24 protein-coding genes are annotated in these 23,800 nt (G+C 70.6%); 19 read left to right on the top strand and 5 right to left on the bottom strand.

From position 1 onward, the window contains the following. Positions 1–22: 22 nt before the first annotated feature. Positions 23–1,177: an acyl-CoA dehydrogenase family protein gene (locus C2865_RS28725; RefSeq protein ID WP_106401867.1), complete on the top strand. Its 1,155-nt coding sequence runs from the start codon at positions 23–25 to the stop codon at positions 1,175–1,177. Positions 1,178–1,640: 463 nt separating this feature from the next. Here the strand turns inward: C2865_RS28725 and C2865_RS28735 are convergent, their stop codons facing one another. Next, positions 1,641–2,387, bottom strand: a complete 747-nt coding sequence (locus tag C2865_RS28735) for an SDR family oxidoreductase (protein WP_106401714.1) — start codon at positions 2,385–2,387, stop codon at positions 1,641–1,643. 164 nt (positions 2,388–2,551) lie between these two features. On the opposite strand from C2865_RS28735, the gene C2865_RS28740 reads away from it, so the two are divergent. Genes C2865_RS28740 through C2865_RS28770 form a run of 7 tightly spaced genes read left to right on the top strand, consistent with a single transcriptional unit; the run spans position 2,552 to position 10,238 of the window. Further along, entirely contained in the window at positions 2,552–4,021 is a 1,470-nt protein-coding gene (locus C2865_RS28740; RefSeq protein WP_106401715.1) for an aldehyde dehydrogenase, read from the top strand. 17 nt (positions 4,022–4,038) lie between these two features. Further along, complete coding sequence (locus tag C2865_RS28745) at positions 4,039–4,842, top strand: SDR family oxidoreductase (RefSeq protein ID WP_106401716.1); 804 nt, start codon at positions 4,039–4,041, stop codon at positions 4,840–4,842. Then, on the top strand, positions 4,843–6,027 hold the full coding sequence (locus C2865_RS28750) for a cytochrome P450 (protein WP_106401717.1): 1,185 nt from the start codon (positions 4,843–4,845) through the stop codon (positions 6,025–6,027). Positions 6,028–6,063: 36 nt separating this feature from the next. Further along, positions 6,064–7,269 (top strand): cytochrome P450, encoded by a 1,206-nt coding sequence (locus C2865_RS28755; protein ID WP_106401718.1) that lies wholly within the window; start codon positions 6,064–6,066, stop codon positions 7,267–7,269. Between the two features lie 20 nt (positions 7,270–7,289). Continuing rightward, entirely contained in the window at positions 7,290–8,375 is a 1,086-nt protein-coding gene (locus tag C2865_RS28760; RefSeq protein ID WP_106401719.1) for a TIGR03857 family LLM class F420-dependent oxidoreductase, read from the top strand. Next, the gene (locus tag C2865_RS28765; RefSeq protein WP_106401720.1) at positions 8,372–9,406 is read left to right on the top strand and encodes a phosphotransferase family protein; all 1,035 of its coding nucleotides are present in this window, start codon (positions 8,372–8,374) and stop codon (positions 9,404–9,406) included. Before C2865_RS28760 ends, C2865_RS28765 begins: the two co-directional genes overlap by 4 nt. A gap of 10 nt (positions 9,407–9,416) precedes the next feature. Continuing rightward, the gene (locus tag C2865_RS28770; RefSeq protein ID WP_106401721.1) at positions 9,417–10,238 is read left to right on the top strand and encodes an enoyl-CoA hydratase/isomerase family protein; all 822 of its coding nucleotides are present in this window, start codon (positions 9,417–9,419) and stop codon (positions 10,236–10,238) included. A 77-nt stretch (positions 10,239–10,315) separates the two neighbouring features. Here the strand turns inward: C2865_RS28770 and C2865_RS28775 are convergent, their stop codons facing one another. Continuing rightward, a complete protein-coding gene (locus tag C2865_RS28775; protein ID WP_106401722.1) occupies positions 10,316–10,816 on the bottom strand; it encodes a nitroreductase family deazaflavin-dependent oxidoreductase in 501 nt (166 codons plus the stop codon). Next, positions 10,813–11,658 (bottom strand): SDR family NAD(P)-dependent oxidoreductase, encoded by an 846-nt coding sequence (locus C2865_RS28780; protein ID WP_106401723.1) that lies wholly within the window; start codon positions 11,656–11,658, stop codon positions 10,813–10,815. The genes C2865_RS28775 and C2865_RS28780 overlap by 4 nt, the downstream gene beginning before the upstream one ends. Before the next feature lie 104 nt (positions 11,659–11,762). On the opposite strand from C2865_RS28780, the gene C2865_RS28785 reads away from it, so the two are divergent. Both C2865_RS28785 and C2865_RS28790 read left to right on the top strand, forming a co-directional pair. Beyond that, positions 11,763–12,521, top strand: a complete 759-nt coding sequence (locus C2865_RS28785; protein WP_106401724.1) for an SDR family NAD(P)-dependent oxidoreductase — start codon at positions 11,763–11,765, stop codon at positions 12,519–12,521. 38 nt (positions 12,522–12,559) lie between these two features. Beyond that, complete coding sequence (locus C2865_RS28790; RefSeq protein WP_106401725.1) at positions 12,560–13,366, top strand: SDR family oxidoreductase; 807 nt, start codon at positions 12,560–12,562, stop codon at positions 13,364–13,366. A gap of 32 nt (positions 13,367–13,398) precedes the next feature. On the opposite strand, the gene C2865_RS41015 is transcribed toward C2865_RS28790, so the two are convergent. Together C2865_RS41015 and C2865_RS41020 are read right to left on the bottom strand one after the other, a co-directional pair. Next, positions 13,399–13,773: a transposase gene (locus C2865_RS41015; protein WP_232835847.1), complete on the bottom strand. Its 375-nt coding sequence runs from the start codon at positions 13,771–13,773 to the stop codon at positions 13,399–13,401. Positions 13,774–13,896: 123 nt separating this feature from the next. Next, entirely contained in the window at positions 13,897–14,091 is a 195-nt protein-coding gene (locus tag C2865_RS41020) for a hypothetical protein (protein WP_232835848.1), read from the bottom strand. An 849-nt stretch (positions 14,092–14,940) separates the two neighbouring features. Between C2865_RS41020 and C2865_RS28805 the strand changes: the two genes are divergently transcribed. Genes C2865_RS28805 through C2865_RS28845 form a run of 9 tightly spaced genes read left to right on the top strand, consistent with a single transcriptional unit; the run spans position 14,941 to position 23,757 of the window. Continuing rightward, on the top strand, positions 14,941–15,726 hold the full coding sequence (locus tag C2865_RS28805; protein ID WP_106401726.1) for an MlaE family ABC transporter permease: 786 nt from the start codon (positions 14,941–14,943) through the stop codon (positions 15,724–15,726). Then, entirely contained in the window at positions 15,726–16,589 is an 864-nt protein-coding gene (locus tag C2865_RS28810) for an ABC transporter permease (protein ID WP_106401727.1), read from the top strand. The genes C2865_RS28805 and C2865_RS28810 overlap by 1 nt, the downstream gene beginning before the upstream one ends. Further along, positions 16,586–17,632, top strand: coding sequence for an MlaD family protein (locus C2865_RS28815; protein ID WP_106401728.1), 1,047 nt, complete (start codon positions 16,586–16,588; stop codon positions 17,630–17,632). Before C2865_RS28810 ends, C2865_RS28815 begins: the two co-directional genes overlap by 4 nt. 1 nt (position 17,633) lies before the next feature. Next, entirely contained in the window at positions 17,634–18,689 is a 1,056-nt protein-coding gene (locus C2865_RS28820; protein ID WP_106401729.1) for an MCE family protein, read from the top strand. Then, a complete protein-coding gene (locus tag C2865_RS28825) occupies positions 18,689–19,714 on the top strand; it encodes an MlaD family protein (protein WP_106401730.1) in 1,026 nt (341 codons plus the stop codon). Before C2865_RS28820 ends, C2865_RS28825 begins: the two co-directional genes overlap by 1 nt. Beyond that, a complete protein-coding gene (locus tag C2865_RS28830) occupies positions 19,711–20,757 on the top strand; it encodes an MCE family protein (protein WP_106401731.1) in 1,047 nt (348 codons plus the stop codon). The genes C2865_RS28825 and C2865_RS28830 overlap by 4 nt, the downstream gene beginning before the upstream one ends. Further along, positions 20,754–21,749 carry an MCE family protein gene (locus C2865_RS28835; protein WP_157963938.1) on the top strand — a complete coding sequence of 332 codons (996 nt, stop codon included), beginning with the start codon at positions 20,754–20,756 and terminating at the stop codon, positions 21,747–21,749. Before C2865_RS28830 ends, C2865_RS28835 begins: the two co-directional genes overlap by 4 nt. Next, positions 21,746–23,023 (top strand): MCE family protein, encoded by a 1,278-nt coding sequence (locus C2865_RS28840; protein WP_106401733.1) that lies wholly within the window; start codon positions 21,746–21,748, stop codon positions 23,021–23,023. The genes C2865_RS28835 and C2865_RS28840 overlap by 4 nt, the downstream gene beginning before the upstream one ends. Positions 23,024–23,040: 17 nt before the next feature. Further along, the gene (locus C2865_RS28845) at positions 23,041–23,757 is read left to right on the top strand and encodes a hypothetical protein (RefSeq protein ID WP_106401734.1); all 717 of its coding nucleotides are present in this window, start codon (positions 23,041–23,043) and stop codon (positions 23,755–23,757) included. Positions 23,758–23,800: the final 43 nt, after the last annotated feature.

Here is a 23,800-nt window from a genome sequence, read left to right on the forward strand (position 1 = left end):
GAAGGACGAGGTTCCCGGTCACATGGACGACAGCGACGTCAAGGAGATCGTCGGCGCGGTGCGCGCCCTGGTGCGCGAGCGGGTCCTCCCGCGCGAGGCCGAGATCGACGAGAGTGACGAGATGCCCGCCGAGCTGCGCCGCGCGGCGGCCGACATGGGCCTGTACGGGTTCGCCATCCCCGAGCAGTACGGCGGCCTCGGCCTGTCCATGGCCCAGGAGGCACGCCTGGTCATGGAGCTCGGCTACACCACGCCGTCGTTCCGGTCCCTGTTCGGCACCAACAACGGCATCGCCGGGCACGTCCTCCTGGAAGGCGGCACCGAGGAGCAGAAGAAGGCGTACCTGCCGCGCCTGGCCTCCGGTGAGTGGACGGCCTCCTTCGCCCTCACCGAGGACGAGGCGGGCTCCGACCCCGCCGGGCTGAAGACCTCCGCCCGCCGGGACGGCGACACCTACGTCCTGTCCGGGAGCAAGCGCTACATCACCAACGCGCCCGTCGCCGACGTCTTCATGGTCTTCGCCCGCCACGGCGAGAACCCCAAGGCCTCCCGCGACATCTCCGTCTTCCTCGTCCCCGCCGACGCCCCCGGCCTGACCGTCGGCCCCAAGGACAAGAAGATGGGCCAGCACGGCGCGTGGACGGCCGAGGTGTATCTGGAGAACGTCCGGGTACCCGCGGATGCCCTGGTCGGCGGACCCGAAGGACGCGGCAACGGCTACATCACCGCCATGCGCTGCCTCGCCCACGGGCGGCTCCACATCGCCGCGCTGTGCGTCGGCGCGTCCCAGCGCCTGGTCGACGAGACCGTCGCCTACGCGCTCGAACGCAGGCAGTCCGGCCACCCGATCGCCGAATTCCAGCTCATCCAGGGGCTGATCGCCGACTCCCAGACCGACCTGTACGCGGCGCGCTCCCTGGTGATGGAGGCCTCCCGCGCCTTCGACGACGGCTCCGACACCCGTATGGGGCCCTCCTGCGCCAAGTACTTCGCCAGCGAGGCCGTCGGACGCATCGCCGACCGCGCCGTCCAGGTGTACGGCGGCGCCGGGTACATGCGCGGCGTCGTGGTGGAGCGGTTCTACCGCGACGTACGCCTGTTCCGCATCTACGAAGGCACCAGCCAGGTCCAGCAGGTCGTCATCGCCAGACAGACCCTGGCGGCGGCCAAGAGCTGACACCGGCCAACTCCTGGGCGGGGTGCCCGACCCCGACCTGGTGCTCGCCAACGCCTCGATCTACTGGCTGACCAACACCTCGGCGTCCTCGGCCCGCTTCTACTACGAGAACCACCGCGCCGCCCGCGCCGAAGGGCCGACCGGCTTCCCCCTGGGGCTGGCCTCCTTCGCCTACGACTTCCGCCCGATCCGCCGCTTCGCCGAACGCGACCACGCGAACATCGTGCACTGGAACACCTACGACCGGGGCAGCCACTGGGCCGCCCACGACGCCCCCGACCTGCTGATCGACGACATCCGCCAGTTCTTCCGCAAGCTCGGCCGACCGCGGTATGAGACTCTGGTCTCGCCTCGGGTCTTCCCGACGGAATGCCCGGTCTGTACAGTCCGAGGGATGAAGAAGAGCCCGTGTCGAAGGAGCGGTTCCGCTCCCGGACACGGGCTCTTGGCGTACGGGTCCGGTTCACAGCCGGACGATGTGCCCTCCGTCGACGGCGAGGATCTGGGCGGTCACCCAGGACGCCTCGTCCGACAGCAGGAAGTGCAGCGCGCCGACGTGGTCCTGCGGCGTGCCGATCCGCTTGATGATCAGTTCGTTGACCAGCGGGTCGACCATGTCCCCCACCACCGAACGGGTGGCCGCGGTGTCGGTCGGGCCGGGCGCGATGGCGTTGACGCGGATGTTCATCCAGCCCATCTCGGCCGCGAGGTTGACGGTCAGGCTGTTGATCGCGGCCTTGGCGATGGAGTAGAAGCCGCCCGCCATCCAGGCCGCCGTGGACGACTGGTTGACGACCACGCCGCCGCCGCGCCTGCGCATGCTCCGGTAGACCGCGCGGGTGCAGTGCAGGGCGCCGTTCATGTTCACGGCCATGAACTTCTGGTAGTAGTCGAGGTCCACCTTCAGCAGGGACTCGATCTGCATGCCGCCGTAGATGGCGGCGTTGTTGACCAGGTAGTCCACCCCGCCGAAGGCCTCCTCGGCCGCGGCCCCCATGGCCAGCGCGCTCTCCGGGTCGGAGACGTCGACCCGGACGGCGAGCGCGGCGCCGCCCGCGGACTCGATCTCCTTGGCCACCCGGGCGGCCTGTTCGGTGTTGAGGTCGGCGACGACGACCCTCGCTCCCTGCTCGGCGAGGGACTTGGCGTAGGTCTCTCCGATGCCCTGGCCCCCGCCGGTGACGATGGCGACCTTGTCCGCGAAGCGCATCCGCGCCCTCCTCAGTGGAGCGTTTCCATGAAGGCGGTGCCCGCCGTCCCGAACCGGCGTTGGCCGGCACCCGATATAGCGATAATATATATCATCAAGTTTTCAAAATCCGATCCGCGTGGTCAGGGGCACCCCCGGGCCACCGCCCACCCCTCGGAGGCTCCATGACATCGGGCACCGGACGCGAGCAGCTCCTCCTCATCGACGGCGAGCTCGTGCCCGCCTCGGACGGGCGCACGTTTCCCAACGTCAACCCCGCCACCGAAGAGGTGATCGGACACACCGCCGACGCCACGGCAGCCGACATGGACCGGGCGATCGCCGCGGCCCGCCGCGCCTTCGACACCACGTCCTGGGCGAGCGACCACGCCCTGCGGGTGCGCTGCCTGCGCCGGCTCCAGGAGGCCCTGACCGAGCACGCCGAGGAGTTCAAGGCCGCGATCGTGGCCGAGGTCGGCTGCCCGGTCACCCTCACCGACGGCGCCCAGTTCGCCTCTCCCGTCGAGGGCATCGGCTGGGTCGCCGACCTCGCCGAGAACTACGCGTGGGAGACCGACCTGGGCGTGGCCTCCCCCTTCGGCATCAAGAGCCGCCGCATCGTCCGCCGCGAGCCGATCGGCGTGGTCGGCGCGATCACCCCGTGGAACTTCCCCGTCCAGATCGTCCTGGCGAAGATCGTCTCCGCGCTGGCTGCGGGCTGCACCGTCGTGCTCAAACCCGCCCCCGACACCCCGTGGAACGCCACCCTGCTGGGCCGCATCGTCGCCGAGGAGACCGACATCCCCGCCGGGGTGTTCAACGTCGTCGCCGGATCCGGCCACGAGCTCGGGCAGCAGCTGTCCGAGGACCCCCGGGTCGACATGATCTCCTTCACCGGCTCGACCGCCACCGGCCGCAAGGTCATGCGCTCGGGCGCGGAGAACATCAAGAAGGTGTTCCTCGAACTCGGCGGCAAGTCCGCCCTCATCGCCCTGGACGACGCGAACATGAACGCCGTCGTCGGCAACGCCGCCTTCCAGATCACCACGCACGCCGGGCAGGGCTGCGCCATCCTCACCCGCCTGATCCTGCCGCGTGAGCGCTACGACGAGGGCGTCGAGAAGCTGGTGAACACGCTGACCGGCTGGCCCTGCGGCGACCCGACCGATCCGGGCGTGCTCATGGGCCCGCTCATCAACGCCCGCCAGCGCGACCGCGTCCTGGGCTACATCGACAAGGGCGTCGCCGAAGGCGCGCAGATCGCGCTCGGCGGCGGCCGGCCCGAACACCTCGCGCGCGGCTACTACGTCGAGCCGACCGTACTGACCGGAGTCACCCCCGACGCCACCGTCGCCCAGGAGGAGATCTTCGGCCCCGTCATCGTGGTGATCGCCCACGACGGCGACGACGACGCCGTCGCGATCGCCAACAACTCCCCCTACGGCCTGTCCGGCATGGTCTGCAGCGCCTCGGACGAACGCGCCCGCGCGGTCGCCAACCGGATCCGCACCGGCACCATCTCCATCAACGGCGGCCTCTACTACGGAGCCGACGCCCCCTTCGGCGGATACAAGCAGAGCGGCGTCGGCAGGGAGAGCGGCCTCGCGGGCTTCGAGGAATACCTCGAGATCAAGACCATCGCCGAAGCCTGCTGACGGGACGGTACCCACACATGTCGAACAACGACCTCTCCTCACTCGCCGGAGCCCGCGTCCTCGTGGTCGGAGCTTCGGCGGGCATCGGCCGCGCCTTCTCCGTGGGAGCCGTCAAGGCGGGGGCGCGCGTCGTCCTGGCCGCCCGGCGCGCCGAGCAGCTGGAGTCGCTGCGGGAGGAGGCGGGCGGCGGCGAGGCCGTCGCCGCCGACCTCACGCGCGAGGAGGACTGCGCCCGGCTGGTCGAGGCGGTGCGGGACCGGCTCGGCGGCCTCGACCTCATCGTCTCCTGCATCGGGGCGGCCCCCATGCGGCTGATCGCCGACACCGGGGACGACGACTGGCGGCGCCTCTTCGAGACCAACGTGCTGAGCGTCGGCAGGCTGCTGCGCGGCTGCTTGCCCCTGCTGGAGCACGACGCCATGGTGGTGGCGCTGTCCTCCGAGAGCGTGGGGCAGCCCCGCCCGGGGATCGGCGCCTACTCCACCAGCAAGGCCGCGCTGGAGCGCATGATCGAGAGTTGGCGGATCGAGCACCCCCGGATGCGCTTCACCACCGTGACCGTCGGCGCCTCCTTCCCCACCGACTTCGGCGTCGACTTCGAGGCGGCGATCCTCGACCGGATGCTGCGGGACTGGATCTCCAGGGGCCTGGCCCAGGAGGAGATGATGGATCCGCAGGACGTCGCCGACGTGCTGCTCGGCGTCGTGGCCTCCGCCCTGGGCAGGCCCGGCGTGTGCCTTGAGCACCTCACCCTGCGCTCCCCCACCGCCGTGGTGGACGCCTCCGGCCGGCCTCTCCTCCCGTCCCGCAAGGAGTCCTGAATGGTCGAGTACAACCCGTTCAACCGCGAGACGGTCCACAACCCCTTCCCCGTCTACAAGGCGCTCCGCGACGAGGCACCCGTCTACCGCAACGAGGAGGTCGGCTTCTGGGCGCTGTCCCGCTACGAGGACGTCATCGCCGCCCACCTCGACACCGACGTGTTCTCCAGCGCGCACGGCGTCACCATCGAGGGCGTCGACCAGGGCGCGCCGTTCCTCATCGTCAAGGACCCGCCGGAGCACACCTTCCACCGCAAGATCGTGGCCCGGCTGTTCACCCCCCGGCGGATCTCGCAGCTGGAGCCGTTCATCCGGCGCACCGCCGCCGACCTGCTGGACAAGGTGCGCGACACCGACCGGTTCGACCTGGTGGAGGAGTTCTCCTTCCGGCTGCCGCTGGACGTCATCAGCGAGCTCATCGGCATCCCCGTCGCCGAGCGGGAGCGCATCCACCACCTCAGCGACCGGGTCGCCGCCCGGCGCGAGGACATGACCATCCCGCCGGACGTCTACGAGGCCAGCGCCGAACTGCTGGTGCTGCTGACGGAGCTGGTCAAGGAGCGGCGCAGGAACCCCGGCGACGACGTCATCACGATGCTGATGAACACCGAGGTGGAGGACGAGGAGGGCAACCTGCGCTCCCTGGGCGACAACGAGCTGGCCTCCCGGTTCCTGGAACTGGCCTTCGCCGGGCACGAGACCGTCGCCAAACTCATCCCCAACGGCGTCATCGCGCTGGCCTGGTACCCCGGCCAGCGCCGCGAGCTCGTCGCCGACCCGGGCCTGATCCCCCAGGCCGTCGAGGAGATGCTGCGCTGGGACCCGCCCTCGCACTACCAGGGCCGCTGGACGACCCGCGAGGTGGAGGTGCGCGGCACCGTCATCCCCGCCGACCAGCGCGTCATCCTGATCACCGGCTCGGCCGTGCACGACGAGCGCAAGTACCCCGACCCCGAGGCCTTCGACATCCACCGCGACATCGACCGGCACGTCAGCTTCGGCTTCGGCCGGCACCTGTGCCTGGGCGCCTCCCTGGCCCGCCTGGAGACCCGCGTGGCGTTCGAGGAGCTGCTCAAGCGCTTCCCCGACTTCACCATCGACCCGGACGGGGTGGAGCGGCACTACTCCAGCAACGTCCGCGGTCTGGCGAAGCTGCCGCTGGTGGTCCAGCGCGACGGCTCCTGAGAACGCAACCCCCACCCCGGCAAGAAAGCAGGTCCCATGCCCGAACAGCCTGTCAACAACGCCATCAACCTGATCAGCGGAGAGTTCTGGGGCCGCAACCCGCATGACGCGTTCCGCTGGATGCGGGAGAACGCCCCGGTCTACCTGGACCCCCACTCGGGGGTGTGGGGCCTGTCCAAGCACGCCGACCTGAGGATGGCCTCCCGCACGCCCGAGGTCTTCTCCAACGCCCAGGGCATCCGGCCCGACTCCTTCGCCATGCCGATGATGATCGACATGGACGACCCGCAGCACAAGATGCGCCGCAAGCTGGTCAGCAGCGGCTTCACCCCGCGCCGGGTCGCCGACCAGGAGGAGTACCTGCGCCGGGTCTGCGACGAGATCATCGACGCGGTCTGCGAGCGCGGCGAGTGCGACTTCGTCGCCGACATCGCCGCGATGCTCCCGATGATCGTCATCGGCGACGCGCTGGGCTTCCGGCCGGAGGACCGGGGGCTCCTGCTCACCTGGTCCGACGACATGGTCAGGGGCCTCACCGGAGGCGACAACCCGGAGCTGATGGTCAAGGCGGGCGACGCCTTCAACGGCTTCACCGAGTACGCGGGCCAGGCCGTCGAAGAACGCCGCAAGTGCCCGATGGACGACCTGCTGAGCACCCTCGTCCACGCCGAGGTCGACGGGGACAGGCTCGACCACGACTCGCTCGTCCAGGAGTCCCTGCTCATCCTCATCGGCGGCGACGAGACCACCCGGCACGTCATCTCCGGCGGCATGTACCAGCTGTGCGTCAACCCCGACCAGCGGCGGCTGCTCATCGACGACCCCGGCCGCATCCCGACCGCCGTCGAGGAGATGCTGCGCTGGGTCTCCCCCATCAAGAACATGAACCGCACCGCCACCCGCGACTTCGAGCTGCGCGGGCGGACGATCAAGGAGGGCGACAAGGTCCTGCTGCTGTACCCGTCGGCCAACCGGGACGAGGAGGTCTTCACCGACCCCGACCGGTTCGACGTCACGCGGTTCCCCAACGACCACATCGCCTTCGGCAACGGGCCGCACTTCTGCCTCGGCAACAGCCTCGCCCGGCTGGAGCTGCGCGTGATGTTCGAGCAGCTGCTCCAGCGCCTGCCCGACATCGAACCGGTCGACGACGGGGAGCCCGCCCACCGCCCGGCGAACTTCGTGTCGGGCTACGAGACCTTCAAGGTGCGTTTCACTCCCGCCCCCAAGACGGCGCGCTGACCGAGGCCGGAGGAACGACGATGGACGACCTGTGGGAGCTGGGCTTCTACGGCCTCGCCGGGCACTCGGACGATCCGAGGGACCTGCTGGGGGAGGTGCGCGCGGCCGAGCGGACGGGGCTCGGCGCGGTGTTCCTCTCCGAGCGCTTCAACGTGAAGGAGGCCGCGGCGCTGTCCGGTGCCGCCGGAGCGGCCACCGAGCGGATGGGCGTCGCCACCGCCGCCACCAACCACAACACCCGGCACCCGCTGCTGACGGCGACGTTCGCCACCACGATGCACCGGATGACCGGCGGCCGGTTCGCGCTGGGACTCGGCCGCGGGTTCGACATGCTCTTCGACGTGATGGGGCTGCCCCGCGTCACCCAGGCCCAGCTCGAGGACGTCATCGGGATCCTGCGCACGTTGTGGCGGGGCGAGCCCGTCGCCGGGCACGACGGCCCGGCCGGCAGGTTCCCCTACCTGATGCAGGACCCCTCGTTCGACGAGGACATCCCGATCATGCTGACGGCCATGGGGGAACGCACCCTGGAGTTCGCCGGGCGCGTCGCCGACGGCGTCGTCCTGCACACGTTCTTCACCGACGAGACCCTGAACCGCGCGGTCGAGGCGGTGCGGCGCGGCGCGGAGAAGGCCGGGCGCGACCCCTCCTCGGTGCGCGTCTGGTCGGTGCTGGCCGTCGTCGGCGACCACATCGGACCCGAGCTGCGGCTGCGCAAGCTGACCGGGCGGCTGGCCACCTACCTGCAGGGGTACGGGGACCTGCTGGTCCGGCTGAACCGATGGGATCCGGCGGTGCTGGCCCGGTTCCGCGCCGACGAGCTCGTCGCCGGGTTCCCCGGCGCGTTCGACGCGATCGGCACGACCGAGCAGCTCGAGCGGGTGTCGGAACTGCTCCCCGACGAGTGGCTGGCCGCGTCCGCGACGGGCTCGCCCGAACGGTGCGCCGGGCGGGTGCTGGACCAGTTCGAGGCCGGGGCGGACGGGGTGATCCTGCACGGGGCCGCTCCCGCCGAGCTGGAGCCGGTGCTGGCCGCCTACCGCGCGGTGCGTCCGGCGGGACTCGGCGTCCGTGCCGACCTCAACCCGGGACGGAGCCCGCGATGAGCGTGGTGGACTCCCCCGAGCTGCTGACGGCGTCATGGCTGAGCCAGGCGCTGGAAGCCGAGGTGGCCTCGGTGAGCTGGAAGAGGGTCGGCTCCGGCCAGATCGGCGCGTGCTACCGGCTGGAGCTCACCGGCGGCCCCGGCGTCCCGGGCAGCCTCATCGCCAAGCTGCCCGCCGAGGACGAGGGCAGCCGGGCCTTCCTCGGCCCCGCCTACCGCACCGAGGTGTCGTTCTACCGGGACCTCGCGCACACCGTCGCCGCGCGCGTCCCCGTCTGCCACCACAGTGCGATCTCCGAGGACGGCACCGTCTTCACCCTGCTGCTGGAGGACGCCTTCCCCGCCGTGCAGGGCGACCAGCTCGCGGGCTGCTCCCCGGACCAGGCGTTCGGGGCCGTGGTCAACCTGGCCGGGCTGCACGGGCCCCGCTGGTGCGACCCGACGCTGCTGGACCTGCCCTGGCTGGGGACCGTGGGCGAGGAGGACGCCGCAACGCTCGGCGAGGTCTTCGCCCCCGCCGTCGAGATCTTCGTCGACCGGTTCGCCGCGGAGCTCTCCGGCGAGGACAAGCGCACCCTGCGCGAGACCGCCGAGCACGTCGCCGCCTGGGTGCTGGGCCGCTCCGAGCGGTTCGGACCCGTCCACGGCGACTACCGTCCCGACAACCTGCTCTTTTCGCCCGGGGACGGCGAGCGCGTGATCGCGGTGGACTGGCAGACGCTCAGCCTCGGCCATCCCGTCCGCGACCTGTCCTTCTTCCTCGGCACCGGCCTGCTCCCCGAGGACAGGGCGGCCCGGGAGCACGACCTCGTCGCCGCCTACCACGAGGCGCTGCAGGCGTACGGGGTGGCGGACTACAGCCTGCGGGAGTGCTTCGACGACTACCGCTTCGCCGCCGTCCAGGGCCCGCTGATCACCGTCCTGGGCTGCGCCTACGGCACCCCGACCGAACGGGGCGACCGGATGTTCCTGGCCATGGCCGCCAGGTCCTGCGCCATGATCCGCGAACTCGGCACCCTTGACCTGATCTGAGGAGACGGACTTGTCCCGCTACCAGACGTTGAAGTACGAGGAGTTCGGCCCCGTCGCCCGGGTCACCCTGCACCGGCCGGAGGTGCACAACGCCTTCGACATGCAGATGATCAAAGAGGTGCACGCCTGCTGGCGGGAACTGCGCGACAACGACGACATCCGCGTCATCGTGCTGACCGGCTCGGGCGACAAGGCCTTCTGCACCGGCCTGGACCGCACCGCCGCGGCCGTCGGCGAGGACCACCGCACCCCCGAACTCGGGCAGCGCGGCGCCACCCCGATGCACCAGAACGAACCCGGCGACTGGCTGATGCCCAAGACCGCGGGCGACCTGTGGAAGCCCATCATCGGCGCGGTCAACGGCATGGCCTGCGGCGGCGCCTTCTACCTGCTCGGCGAGGTCGAGTTCATGATCGCCGCCGAGCACGCCACCTTCTTCGACCCCCACACCACCTACGGCATGGCCACCGTCTACGAGTCCATGATGATGGCCCAGCGCATGCCGCTGGGCGAGGTCATGCGCATGTCCCTCATGGGCTCCCACGAACGCATGAGCGCGCGGCGCGCGTACGAGATCGGGCTGGTCCAGGAGGTCGTGCCCGCGGAGGAACTCCAGGAGACGGCACTGCGCGTCGCCCAGACCATGGCCTCGCAGCCGGCCCTCGCCCTCCAGGGGACCGTCCGGGCCGTCTGGTACACCCGCGAACTCGCCTACCGCCAAGCCCTGGCGGTGGGCGACACCCTGGTGCAGACATCCCTCAACGAGGAGTCCCTCTCGGAGGGCCAGCAGGTCTTCAAGTCCGGCAAGCGGGTCGAATGGAACCTGCGCTGACCGGACCGACCCCGTTCGCGAACGGCCGGACACGGCGGGGAGGGTCCCGGTGGGACCCTCCCCCCGGCCGTGCCGTCTCAGCTCGGGGCGGCCGGGTGGGGCTCGCAGACGACGACGGGGATCTCCCGGGGAGCACGGGCCTGGTAGGAGTCGAAGTCGGCGTACATGGCGACCAGGCGCGGCCACAACTCGGCGCGCTCCTCGGGGGAGGCGGTGCGGGCGCGCATCCTGCGTTCGACGCGGCCGACCTGGACCAGGACCTCGGGGTCGGCCTTGATGTTGAGGTACCACAGGGGGTTCTTGGGGAGGCCGCCCTGGGAGGCGACGATGATGACGCGGTCTCCGTCGGGCAGGAAGAGCAGCGGGAGCGTGCGGGGCCTGCCCGTCTTGCGGCCCCTGGTGGTGACGAGGCAGACGGGGACGCCGCGCGGGAAGGCGCTGCCGACCCGCCACCTGCCGCCGATCCTGCCGCCGGTCCTGCGGTAGACGAAGACGTTGGCCTGGGACATCACCCGGAGGATCTTGGGGACGAGGGGGGAGTCGATACCGCGCGGGGCGGGTTTCGCAGTGGTCATCATCCCTGCCATTCGAAGTCGGGCATGCGGGGCAGCACGCCGTTGATGAGGGCCTCGGCCTGTTCGGGCAGGCCCGGGGTGTACGCGGGATGAGTGAGGACGAGGAAGCGTTCGGACCGCACGGCGTCCACGACCTGGTCGGCCACCTCCTGCGGGGAGATGCCGTTCTCCACCGTCGTCCTGATCATCTCCAGCATGAAGGCCGAGTCGTCGCCGGGCTCGCTGGCCAGCCCGGCCGGCCGGACGCGCTCGGACTCGTGGATGCGGGTGGTCACGCCGCCGGGGCACAACGCGGAGGCGCGGAGCTTGGAGCCCTGCACCGCCAGTTCCTGGGCCAGGGTGAGGGTCGCGGCGAAGGCCGCCCACTTGGAGATGGTGTAGGGGGCGGAGCCGGGGCCCACGAAGAGGCCCGCGACCGAGCAGGTGTTGACGATGTGGCCCTCGGTGTCCTGCTCGATCATGCGGGGGACGAAGGACCGCAGCCCGTGCAGGATCCCCCACAGGTTCACCCGCAGCGACCACTCGAAGTCCGCGGCGGGCCTCGTCCACACCTGCCCGCCCGCGAAGACCCCCGCGTTGTTGCAGAGCAGGTGCACCGCGCCGAGCTCGGTGAACGCCAGGTCGGCGAACGCCTCGACCTCCCGCTCCTCCCCCACGTCCGTGACCCGGGAGACGACCCGGACTCCGTGCGCGGCGGCCAGCCCGCGGGTCTCGGCGAGCGCTTCGGGCTGCACGTCGGCCAGGGCCAGGTCCATGCCCTCACCGGCCAGCCGCAGGGCCAGGGCCCGGCCGATGCCGCTGCCGGCACCGGTGATCGCGGCCGTCCGGCCGCCCAGCTCGTCCATGACGTTCTCCCGCTTCCGATCCGGTTTTCGAACACTTTTAGAGAAACAACCGGCACGGTAGTGTGAGCAGCCAAATACATCAAGTATCAATTATAAGGAGACCTATGCATTCCCGGGCCGGCAACCCCCCGACCGGCGTGGTCATCACCGGAGCGGCGTCCGGGATCGGCGCCGCCTGCGCCCGCGTCCTGGCCGCGGCGGGCCGCCCGGTCGCCCTGTGGGACACCTCCGACGCCGCGGACCTCGCCGCGGAGATCACCGCCGAGACCTCCACGGCCGCCGCGGCCCTGCAGGTCGACGTGACCCGCGCCGCCGACTTCCCCGAGGCGATCGGGCGCAGCCGCGAGGCGCTCGGCACCGTCGGCGGGCTCGTCCACGCCGCCGGGGTCTCCGTCCCCGTGGCCCTGGGCGACCTCGACGAGTCCCTGTGGGACGCGGTGCAGGACGTCAACCTCCGCGCCCACGCCCTGCTGGTGCAGGCGCTGCTGCCCGACCTGCGCGCCAACCCCGGCTCGGCCGTCGTCGGCATCTCCTCCATCGACGCGTTCGTCGGGCAGATGTTCATCCCCGCCTACTGCGCGTCCAAGGCCGGCCTCCTCGGGCTCACCAAGGCGCTCGCCCACCAGCTGGCCTTCGACGGAATCCGGGTGAACGCGGTGTGCCCGGGATACATCGACACCCCGTTCCTGGGCATCGCGCCCGAGGAGATGCGCGCGGAGTTCGCCGCCAAGTCACCGTTCAACCGGATGGGCGGCCCCGAAGAGGTCGCCGGAGCGGTGCGCTTCCTGCTGAGCGACGAGGCCTCGTTCATCACCGGCACCCACCTGACCGTCGACGGCGGCGCCACCGCCGTCGACCGCTGAACCCCCCACCCCCCCGAAGAAGAGGAAGAAGGAAGAAGATGAGCTCGCTCGAAGGAACCTCCGCCCTGGTCACCGGCGGCGGCAGCGGTATCGGCCTGGGCTGCGCGGCTCGGCTCCTGGCCGACGGCGCGGCCGTCACGATCTGCGGGCGCAACGAGGACAGGCTGCGGGGCGCGGTCGAGGAACTCGGCGGCGAGGCAGACTACGTCGTCGCCGACATCACGGACGAGGAGCAGATCTCCGCCGCCGTCGCCCACGCGGCCAAGCGCGGGACACTGCGCTCGATCGTGGCCAACGCGGGCGGATCCACCTCGATCGGCCCGCTCGGCTCGCTGGACACCGAGGCCTGGCGGGCGACCCTGGAGCTGAACGCCACCGGGACGATGCTGACCATCAAGCACGGCTCGCGGGCGCTGGCCGACGCCGGGGGCGGCGCGATCGTGGTGGTCTCCTCGATCGCCTCCTCCAACACCCACCGCTGGTTCGGCGCGTACGGCGTCTCCAAGGCCGCCGTGGACCACCTGGTCCAGCTCGCCGCCGACGAACTGGGCCCCTTCCAGGTCCGGGTCAACGGCGTACGGCCCGGCATCACCCGCACCGAACTGGTCGCCGGCATCGCCGACACCGGCCCGATCCTGGAGGACTACCTGTCCTGCATGCCCCTGGCCCGCGTGGGCGAACCGGAGGACATCGCCGAGGCCGTCCGCTTCCTGGCCGGCCCGGAGTCCTCCTGGATCACCGGCCAGATCATCAACGTGGACGGCGGCCACCACCTCCGCCGCGGCCCGGACTACTCCTCGATGTTCGCCGACATGTTCACCGATCGAGACCTCTTCAAAAATTGACCGCTCCCCGTCTGAAGACGGGGATTCCCAGCTCACGCCGCCCGGCCGGCCGTCGGCCGGTCGGGTCTTCCGTGATCAGCACCGGCCGGGTCCAGACCTGCCCGGACGAGCATCACGCGTGCGGAGTTCTTGTCCCGGGGACAGACGGCTCCGCACGCGATGCAGGTGTAGGTGCGTTCCGACAGCGGGAGTGCGTGCTTGGTTCTCGCTCCGCAACGCCCGCAGTCCATGGTGGTGTGCGCGGGATGCACCAGGTGGACGGTGCGGCCGTGCTTGCGCGCCATGTTGATCAACTCGTGCTTGGCGGCCGAGATCGCCGCGTCCGCGGCCTTGCGGGCCATCGTGGACCTGGTGAGGAACCTCGGCCGGAGGTCCTCCACCGCCAGCTGGTCGAAGTCGACCACCACCCGTTTGGCCCACTTGCGGGCGGTATCCTGCCGCTGCCGAGCGACCTTCTTGTACGTCTTGGCGGCCTGCCGCCGTGCATGACGGTAACCGCGGGAGGCCGCCTGCCCGGGCCTGGGCTGACGTCAAGCCATCATCCGCTGGTAACGGGCCAGCTGGCCGGCGGCCTTCCGCCCGTACTCCGGATGCGGCAGATCATGCTCATCACTGGTGGTGGTCGCGACCTCCTTCACGCCCCAGTCGACGCCGATGCACCGACCCGTCTCCGGCAGCGGCAGCACCTGCGCGGGGACGACGAAGGACGCATACCAGTGACCCAAACCGTCACGGTAGACGCGGACGCTGGACGGCTCACCGGGAAGCTCCCGAGACCACACCACCGACAGAACGATGCCCCCGCCAAATACAGGCGGCCGTCCTTGAGACGGAACCCGCGCCGGGTGTAGTTCAACGTCGGGGCCGCCAAGTCCTTCTTCTTGAACCGGGGCATGCCCGCCCTCTGTCGCATGGGCAGCCGGGCTTTGATGTCCTTGAGCGCCTTCGCACGCGATTTGGCGAAGTCCCGAATGGTCTGCTGCTGCGGCACCGACGCACCCGCCCGCAACCACTCGTGCTCGCCACGCCAGCCGGTCAGCATCCTGTCGAGCCCGGCTGGACCGCATTTCTCCCTGATTCGACGGGCTACTCGGGAGGCGGTGACGCACTGGTCCCACACCCACCGGCACCGGCCCCACTCCGCCAGCAGACCCGCAAGGGCGGTGGAGGACACGCGGAGCCGAAAAGTGTACCGAGCGCACCCGGTCACTCCCACCCCTCGCCGACAACATAACGCGACCATATCGCTACTTTGCGTTTGGCACTCAGGCTTTCCGAAGACCACCGCAACCAGCAGGCCACCCGCGCACTCGCCGTCCACCGGTCTTTCGACTTCGAGATCCCGCAGAGACCCACTCGGCCACCCCACCACAGACGGCACCCCCTCCACATCAGGCAGGAACCGGACCTCTCCCCCCTCGAAGACCGGACTCCCTCCGGAACGATCTGATGAAAGGGCTTGCTGGCGGGGTGTGACGCAGGCTACGGTGACCGAAGTTGGCAATATTGTTGATTATATACATTATCTTTTGCCTCTTCCTGTCTCCCCCCACCCCCGGGAGAAAGAGTCGATCATGACCACCTTCCAACCGGCCGCGCGGGTTCACCAGGGGCTCATGTCCCTCGGTGAGATGTTCGCCGTCGGGTTCGAGGGGATGCGCCGCACCTGGGACATCCGAGCCTGGTTCTGGGAGTTCGTGGAGCAGTGCGTCTTCCTCGCCCGGGTCACCACCCTTCCCGTCATCCTCGTGGCCCTGCCGCTGGGCGCCACGGTGGCCCTGCAGGTCGGCGACCTGGCGGGGCAGCTGGGCGCCCAGTCGGCCACCGGGGGCGCGGTCATCGTCGGGCTCGTCCGCGAGGTCGCGCCCATCGCCGCCGCCCTCATCATCGCCGGGGCCGGCGGCTCGGCCATCACCTCCGACATGGGGGCGCGCAACATCCGCGACGAGCTGTCGGCCATGGAGGTGATGGGGGTCAACCCCGTCCACCGCCTGGTCACCCCGCGCATGTGGGCGGCGAGCATCGTGTCCACGATGCTGGCCTCACTGGTCATCATGTCCGGAGCGGTGGGCGGGTTCGTCTTCAACGTCCTGCTCCAGGGCGTGACACCGGGCGCCTACGTCGACGGGGCCATGGGGCTCCTGCGGACGTCCGACCTGTTCGTCACCCTCTTCAAGGCGTGGCTGTTCGGGATGATCTCCGCCTTGGTCGCCTGCCACAAGGGCATGAACTGCGAGCTGAGCCCGGTCGGGGTGGGACGCGCGGTCAACCAGTCGACCGTCCTGGCGTTCATGCTCGTCTTCGCCTTCAACTACATCATCACGACCATCTACTTCCTCGCCTACCCCCCGGTGACCTGATGTACATCCACCTGCCGCGCAAGGCCGTGCTCGGCCTCACCCGCCTCTCCGGCGGCGCCGTGGACCGGTTCGCCGGCATGGCCACCTGGCCGCTGTTCCTGGCGAAGGTGCTCTTCTACTGCGTCCGCGACATCGTCTTCCGGTTCAGGTACGCCAAGACCGTCGCCCTCCAGGTCAGCGACATCGTCATCGGCGTCGGCGCCACCGTCATCGGCGGCGGCATGGTCTTCGTCATCTTCGTCATGTCGCTGTTCCTGGGCACCGAGGTCGGCCTGCAGGTCTACACCGGACTGCAGGTGATCGGCGCGGAGTCGTTCATGGGGTTGGTCGGCGCGTTCGTCAACGTCCGCGAGATCACCCCGGTGATCGCGGCGGTGGCGCTGGCCGCCCAGTGCGGCAGCGCGTTCACCGCCGAGCTCGGCGCGATGCGCATCTCCGAGGAGATCGACGCCCTCGAGGTGATGGGCATCAACTCGTTCGTCTACCTGGTGTGCACCCGGGTGGCGGCCGCGCTCATCGCGCTGGTGCCGCTCTACCTGATCGCGCTGTTCGCCAGCTTCTTCGCCACCCGGTTCATCTCCACGTCGTTCTTCAACCTGGCGCCGGGCGTCTACGACTACTACTTCTACCTGTACCTCCCCATGCAGGACCTCATCTTCAGCACCGTGAAGGTCGGGATCTTCTCCTTCGCGGTCATCGCGATCCACTGCTACTACGGCTACTACGCCAGCGGCGGCCCGGTCGGCGTCGGCCGCGCGGCGGGCCGGGCGATCCGCACGTCCATCGTGACGATCGTGACGCTGAACCTGCTGCTGTCGTACGTGTTCTGGGGGCAGGGCGGAACAGTGAGGCTCGCCGGATGAACCTGGACCACCTGTCGAAGGGCACCCGGGTGCTGATCAGCGCGGCCACCCTGGCCGTCCTGGCGGCGTCGGCCCACCTGATGATCGCCAAGCCGTTCGCTGCCGAGGGCATCGCGCTGACGGCCGAGGTCGGCACCGCGAGCCAGGGGCTCACCACCAGCTCGCCCATCAAGCTGCGCGGGGTCACCGTCGGCCGGGTCGAGGAGATCGAGCTCGCCGGGACGAGCGGCGCGAGGCTGACCCTGCGGATGGACCCCGGGGTCCGGGTCCCCGACTCCGTGACGGCCGCGGTGGAGCCCGAGTCGGTGTTCGGGCCCAAGTTCGTCAACCTCGTCCCCGGCGAGCACGAGGGCACCGGCCCGTTCCTGGCCGACGGCCAGGACATCGCCCGCACCTCCGAGAGCGGCGACCTCACCCACCTGCTCGTCGACGCCGACAAAGCCGTGGCGGCCATCGACCCCACGGACGTCGCGGTCATCTTCGACACGCTGAGCACGGCGCTCGCCGGGCAGGGCGACGAGATCCGCGGGCTGGTCGGCAACACCGCCGCCCTCGTGGACGTCGCGCACGACCACCGCCGGAACGCCAGGGCGTTCGTCGGGGACCTCGCCCGGCTGGCCCGCATCCGCGGGATCGGCCAGGACGTGGGGGCCGTCGTCACCTCGGGGGCCGACACCCTGGAGACCCTCACCTCCGGGCAGGACCGGGTGAAGGACCTGGCCGCCGGGACCTCGGCGGCCGCCGACACCGTCACCGGCGGCTTCACCCGCTACGACGGCGGCATGACCCAGGGCGTGCGCTCCGCGGAGCGGGCCGTCGCGCTGCTGGCCCGGCAGCTGGGGATCGGCGGTCCCGCCGTACGGACGCTCAACGAGATGCTCCCCATCTACCGGGCCCTGGGTTTCGCGCCCATCGGCGAGGACAAGCGCATGCTCGCGGTGAACATCGTGCTGCCGAGCGACCCCTGCCAGATGTTCCTGGGCGTCTGCCCCGTGAAGGACACCGGCGCCGTGAAGAAGAAGCCGAAGAGAAGGGGGGACTGAGATGGCCGCCGACCCCCGCGTCCGCGCCCGCCGCTCCGCGCTCCTCCAGCTCGTCGCGTTCCTGGCGGTCACCGGAGCGCTCACCTATGTCATCACCGCGCAGATCGCCCGGTTCGACTTCAGCGACACCTACCGGGTGACCGCGGTCTTCGACGACGTGAACGGCCTGTACGAGGGCGACAAGGTGAAGATCGCCGGCGCCCCGGTGGGGCGCGTCGGCGCGATCCGGGTCCGCGACGGCAGGGCCGAGGTCGAACTGGAGATCCGCACCGAGCACCGGCTGCCCGCCGACAGCGAGGCGGCGATCCGCTGGCGCGACGCGATCAGCCAGCGGGTGGTCTACCTGCTGCCGGGTACCAGCGGCGAGCGGCTGCGCGACGGCGACGAGATCGAGCGCACCCGCTCGGTCGTGGACATCGGCGACCTGATCCACCGGCTGGAGCCGCTCACCCGCAACCTCGACTCCGGGCGCGTCAACCAGATCCTCACCTCCGTCTACCTGGCTCTGGAGGGCAACGAGGACGACGTCTCCCAGCTGCTGGCCAACGTCGACAAGCTCTCCTCCACCATCGCGGCGCGCAGGCAGACGCTCAAGACGATGCTGGAGGACTACTCCAAGGTCACCGGGATCATCGCCAAACGCGACGACCAGATCGCCAAGGCCACCGACGACCTGGTCACGGTCTCCCAGGCGTTCGTCGACAACCGGCAGCTCGTCGAGGACGCCATCACGCAGCTGTCGGCGATGCTGCGCACCACCGACGTCGTGCTGGGCCGCAACGGCGACGAACTGGAGGAGATGCTCGTCAAGCTCGCCAAGGTCACCGACGGCACCCAGCGCAACCTCGACCCGCTCCTGGAGACCGTCACCGTCATGGGGCCCAAGCTCCAGCGGCTGTACGACACCTTCAACGACGGCCAGTACGTGACCGGCACCGCGCCCTGCGTCACGCTCACGCCCGGTCCGTGCCCGTTCGACCCCAAGCTCGTCGGCTCGATGGAGCGCCCCGCCGAGTCTCCTCGGGCCCTGCAGAAGCTCATCCTGGGAGGAGAGTGATGCGGCTCAAGTCCTTCCGCGACCGCAATCCCGTCGTCCTGGGGCTCGTCTCCACCGCGGCCATCGCCCTCCTGCTCGTCGCGGTCTTCCTCGTCGGCAGCCTCGGCCTGCTGCAGAGCCGCTACACCCTGACCGGGGTGTTCACCGACACCGGCGGCCTGCACTCGGGCAACGACGTCAAGGTCGCCGGGATCAAGGTCGGCGAGGTCACCGCGGTCGAGCCCGACTTCTCCCGCGGCACCGTGCTCATCACCTGGGAGGTCGACTCGGGGGTGGACCTGGGCCCGCGGACCAGGGCCGAGGTCCGGACCTCCAACATCCTGGGCGGCCGGTACCTGCGGCTGTCCGGCCCCGTCGCCGAACCCCACCTGGCGGGCCTGCCCGATGAGCGCCGCCGCATCCCGCTGGAGCGGACCCAGACGCCGACCACGGTCAACGACCTGCTCGCCACAGGCACCAGGAGCCTCGCCGACCTGGACACCGAGCTCATCTCCGACGTCATCGACCAGGTCGGCGGGATCTCCCCGCGGACCAAGGAGCGGCTCGTGCGCTCCCTGCGCAACCTCACGGACCTGGCCGACACCCTGGAGGGCTCCGGGCCCCGGCTCGAGCGGCTGGTCTCCGACAGCGACCGCGTCCTGAAACTGGCCAGGGCCAAGGACGCCCAGCTCGCGGCGCTGGCCCGCAACATCCAGAAGCTCCTGGACGAGCTGCGGGACCGCCAGCTCGAGCTGTCGGTGCTGCTGGGCAGCGGCGACGCCGCGGTCACCCGGATCAGCAAGCTGATCAGCCGGCAGCAGACCGACCTGATCGAGCTCGTCGACAGCCTGGACGGCGTCGTCGGGCGGCTCGACCCCCAGATCGGCGAGCTGAACACCCTGCTCGCCTGGATGGGTCCCACGCTGAGCGCCTTCAACGCCAGCAACAGCCACGGCCCCTGGGTCGACGCCATCGGCACGCAGCTGGGCCTGCTGTCGGCCGAGGACATCAAGAAGCTCACCCAGGGCATGGGAGGCGGGCGATGACGGCACCGCGCACATTCCTCGCAGCCGCTCTGAGCGGCGCGCTGATGCTCGGGCTGGGCGGCTGCGGGGTCGTGGGAGAGGACGGCGGCTATCCGGTGGTCGTCTACTTCGAGAAGACCCCGGCGCTGTACGAGGCGTCCCGCGTCAAGGTGATGGGCTCGAACGTGGGCGTCGTGGAGGACCTGCGGATCGAGGACGACAAGGTCCGCGTCCGGTTGAGGGTCGACTCCGGTGTCCCGCTGCCCTCCGGGGTGCGGGCGACGATCGCCGCGGAGAGCGCCATCGGCGAGCGCAGCGTCATCCTCTTCCCCGCCTGGAGGCCCGGCGACGGGCGCGAGAAGCCCGGAGCCGTCATCCCGATCGAGCGGACCGAGCCGGCCGTGGAGATCGACGAGGCGCTGACGGCCTTCACCGACCTCGCCGAGTCGGTGGATCCCGCGAAGGTCTCCCGGCTTGTCGGGACCGGTGCGGACCTGGTGGAGGGCCGGGGCGACTCGATCAACCGGGCGCTCTCCACCACCTCGGAGCTCGCCGACGACCTGGCGGCGCAGGACGAGCGGCTCGTCTCGGTGGCCGAGGGGCTGCGGGACCTGTCCTCCTCGCTCAACGACAGGGACGAGAAGCTGCGCAGGCTCATCGACTCCTTCGCGACGGTGAGCGGGCAGCTCGCCGACGAGCGCACCCGGCTGAAGAACTTCCTCGTCGGCCTGGAGACGCTCATCCGCACGGGCGATGTGGTCATCAGGGCCTACCGGGAGAAGCTGCCGACCACCCTGGTGAAGACCTCGACCCTGGTGATGACGCTCAAGGCCAACAGCGCCTCGCTGGCCAAGACGATCACCGGTCTGGCGCGCTTCACCGACCTCGCCGTCAGCACCTGGGACCGCGAGAACGACGTGTCGGCCATCCGGATCCAGCTGAACGCCACCATGCGGATCTGGCTCCAGCCGATCTTCGACGCCATGAACTGGGGCGAGGTGCCGTGCCTGGAGAGGCCGATCGGCAACTGCGCCGGCGAGACGGTGGAGAGGGGCGGCTCGTGAGAAGGCTGGTCGCGGTCGTGGCGGTCTCGGCCGCCGTGCTGTCCTCCGGCGCCTGCTCGGTGCAGACGCTGGGGGCGCCCAAGGGCGACTTCGTGCTGTACGCGGTGTTCGACGACGTGCAGAACCTCGTCGCCGGGCACTCGGTGCAGATCTCCGACGTGCCGGTCGGCTCGGTGGCCGAGGTCCGCCTGGACGGCTACCGGGCCAGGGTGACCATGTCGATCGTCGACGGGGTCCGCGTCCCCGCGGGGACGACCGCGACCCTGGCCAAGGCGTCGCTGCTGGGCGAGAACCTCGTCCGGCTCGACCCGCCGCCGGACCCGGGCGCGCGGTTCCTGGCCAGCGGGGCGACGATCGCCGAGACCGCCGTCCAGCCGGGCCTGGAGCAGGTGAGCGAGCGGGTCGCCCCGGTCATCGCCGCGCTGGGCGGGCAGGACCTGAACGAGATCGTCACCGGTCTGTCCACCGGCCTGGAGGGCCAGGGCCCCCGGCTCAACGAGATCATCGATCAGGCCGCCGAGATCTCCGACGACTACGCCGCGGCCAACCGGGACCTGGCCGAGGTGATCGACGGCATGGGGCGGCTCGGCCGGTCGCTGGCCGAGAGCGGTCCCGCGCTCGACCGGCTGCCCGGCCTGCTGGTCGAGACCACGGCCCGGGTCGAGAAGGACCGCGGGGAGCTCAAGCAGGCGGTGAAGGACCTCACCGAGATGGCCTCGGCGGTCAACGCGCAGGTGGGCGCCGAGCACGGCGAGCGGCTGCGCCGGCTGCTGCTGCGGCTCGACGCCGTCCTCGGCAAGATGATCAAGGGCAAGGACCAGCTCAAGGCGTTCACCGCCGGCATCCTCGACGGCTTCGCCAAGGCGCCCTCGATGACCAACGAGGGCCAGGCCCTCATCCATGTGTGGCTGAACGGCTTCCTGCCCGCCGCCCCGGCCCGCGGGCGGCCGGACTTCGCCGACACGCTCGAGGAGTTGATGGGACCGAGATGAGGCCGCGCATCCTGCTCAACCTCGGCGTCTTCGCCGTCCTGGGCGTCGTCATGCTCGTCTGGGCCGGCGCCACGCTGCTGCCGATCCGGATCGGGGAGCGCACCTTCCAGGTGCGCGTGGAGTTCGAGTCCTTCCCCGGCCTGCGCGAGGACCTGGAGGTCGACTACCTCGGCGTCAAGATCGGGCGGGTCGACCGCATCGCGTTGCGCACCGGCCGGGTCGACGTGACCGTGGAGATCGACGAGGGCGTCGAGGTGCCGCGTGACGCCACCGCGCAGGTGCTGCGCAAGTCCGCGGTCGGCGAGCCCTACGTGGAGTTCTCGCCGCCCGCCTCCCGCGGCGGCGGGCTGCTGGCGGACGGCGACGTCGTCCCGCTGGCCAACACCAAGGTCGCCGTCGAGTACCAGCGGCTCTTCGACAGTGCCGGGGAGCTGCTGAAAGCGGTGAAGCCCGCCGACATCAAGACGCTGACCGGCGAGCTGGCGACCGGCCTGGAAGGGCAGGGCGACCCGCTGCGGGACACCGTCGCCGACCTCGACCAGCTCACCGGGACGCTGGCGGAGAACTCCGGCGTGCTCGACGCGCTGGCCGTCCATCTCACCCAGCTGGCGGGCACCCTGGCGGGTTCGCGGACGCGGCTGGCCTCCGGGCTCGACGACCTGGCCGCGTTCACCGGGACGCTCAGCGGCTCCCGCGCCGAGCTCGACAGCCTGCTCGACCGCTCGCCCGGCTTCCTCGAGCAGGTGAACGGACTGCTGGAGGAGTCCAAGCCCGGCGCGCGCTGCCTGCTCACCGCGCTGGAGACCGAAGGCGCACCGCTGTTCACCGACCGGAACGCCAAGGAGCTCGAGCGGGCGCTCACCAGCATGCACAAGGACTTCCCGGTGATCGCCGACCACATCCTCATCACCCGGCCCGAAGGCATGTACGCCAAGGTCAAGCTGGTGCTCACGCTGGCCGGTCCCGTCTCCAACGCCGAGGAGTACGCCACGGAGCTGGCCGCCCCGGCCGTTCCGCCGGTCTACTACTGCAAGACCGGGACCGAGCAGCGGAGCGCGGCGCCCGAGGGCCCCGCCCGCGAGAACGCCCCCTCCACCGCCGCGCAGGACCGCGCGGCACCCCAGCCGTTCACCACGGTCGTCCCCCGGGCCGCCGACTCCGCGGACGAAGGGCCGGGGAACTGGCTGACGCTGCTGCCGATCGTCGCCGGCTCCCTCGTCCTGCTCGGCGTCGCCGCCCACACCGTCCGCCGTTTCCGAAACACGTCCCGCTGACCCACCAGGAGACCAAGATGACGACGAAGGCCGAAGACGTCGACGAGGACGTCGTCTCCGAGGACGTCACCGAAGAGGCTCCCGCCGAGGAGCCGCCGCAGAAGGAGACCGCGGAGGAGACCGCCGAGGAGCCTCCTTCGAAGGAGCCGCCGCCGGAGCAGGCGGGCGGCGGACCGCGTTTCCCGCGCGGCAGGGTCCTGCTGGTCGCCGCCGCCGTCCTCGTCCTGGTCGCCTCGGTGACGACGGCGGTGGTGCAGTGGCGGGAGGCCGACCGCCTCGGCGAGGCCGCCCGCACCGAGCAGCTCGTCCGCACCAGGTCCGCCGAGTTCAGCCAGGCCCTCCTCGCCTACCGGCACACCGACCTGGACCAGGCCCGCGAACGCATCCGCTCGCTGTCCTCGGAGGACTTCGGCCGCAGTTACGAGACCGCCTTCGACGGCCTCGCCGACGTCATCAAGAAGTACGAGGCCGACGCGAAGGCCACCGTCCGCGACATCTACGTCAACGAGGTCGACGGCCAGCGCGCCAAGACCCTCATCGTCCTGGACACCGAGGTCCACAGCACCGCCGGCGTCCGCCGCGTCCTCGGCACGAAACTCCTCCTGGAACTCGTCCAGGAGAAGGGCGCCTGGAAGGTCGACTCCCTGACCACCCTCGCCGCCGACGACGAGAGCCTGACCAACCCCGACGGCACCACCGAGAAGCCCGCCGGCGAGGATCCCAAGACCCCCTGAACTCCCGCCGCACGCGAAAGGCTCCCCTTGCCGGGAGCCTTTC

Origin of the sequence: Actinocorallia populi (assembly GCF_002995495.1) — a bacterium.
Classification (GTDB): Bacteria; Actinomycetota; Actinomycetes; order Streptosporangiales; family Streptosporangiaceae; genus Actinocorallia; species Actinocorallia populi.